The following is a 958-nucleotide window of genomic DNA, read 5'->3' as shown; positions in this document are numbered from 1 at the left end:
CTCCAGCCGTTTTCGTCGCCCCACCGGCATTGCCGGCGCTCGTTGGCATTCCACAGCGAGTAGTTGCCGCTCGCGACCCGCATCAACGGCGGATTCGTCGTCGTGTGGGAATAGGCGCCGTTGACGTCGATCGTCGTGTTGCACATCGTGATCTGCGTCTGGCCCGTGTACGGAGTCAGCCGGTTGATGTCGGTGCCGTTGTAGTACTTGGCGAACGAGTGGGCGTCCATCGGCAGCGATGCACGCTCGAGCACCGTCAGCGAGCCGGTGTCGCTGGAGCGGAAGCCGCCGTACAGGACCTTGCGGACCATGTCCATGCGCGTCATCGTCGCCCAGTTCAGGAAGTTGCCGCTCCAGCCGGTGCCGCTGGCGCAGTACTTGTCGGTGGTGTCGGCAGTCCAGACGAAGCGCCCGCTCGTGCCGCTGTAGGCATAGCACTTGCCGGTATCGAAATAGCCCGAATAACGGATCGCGTGGATGTAGCCGCCATCGGGCTGCCCGTCGTTGTCGTAGTCGGTGAACTCGTTGTAGGCCCGGTAGAACAGCTGATGGTCCTTCGACATGTTCAGCATGATCGCGGGCTTGGCCGGCGTGGTCACCGCATTCGCCGGGATCGGGGTGATCGGCGTGTAGACCGTGGCCGTCGAGGCGGCGAAGGCCTGCGGCAGCGGCATCATGGCCCAGACCAGCGCGATGCAGAAGGTTCGTCGAATGATGTGACGCATGGAAAACCTCGAATGAATTCAGGAGCCGACGTGGCCGGCGATCACTTGATCGTGAAGGGCTGGAAGTACGACTGCAGGACCACCTGCGTGCGATCGGAGACGCCGAACCCGCGCGCAGTGATGCGGTAGTAGATGATTCGGCCGCCGCTGCGGGAGAACTGCTCGATCAGGTACTCCGGCTGGATGGCCACGCCGGGAACCGCCGGCGCGCCGGTGTACAGGCCGATCGGCAC

General features: G+C 63.9%; 1 protein-coding gene and 1 pseudogene. Both read right to left on the bottom strand.

All coding sequences use genetic code 11. The features are described from left to right. Positions 1–725, bottom strand: a pseudogene (locus AC1D15_RS34485) (pilus assembly protein PilY); the annotation flags it as partial. A gap of 41 nt (positions 726–766) precedes the next feature. Beyond that, a partial coding sequence (locus AC1D15_RS34480) for a pilus assembly protein (RefSeq protein WP_477829613.1) occupies positions 767–958 on the bottom strand: 192 nt, incomplete at its 5' end.

This window comes from Rhizobacter sp. P2_H2, from assembly GCF_056403375.1.
Note: the sequence above shows the minus strand (reverse complement) of the source record. Positions and strands in the feature narration are given on the sequence as shown.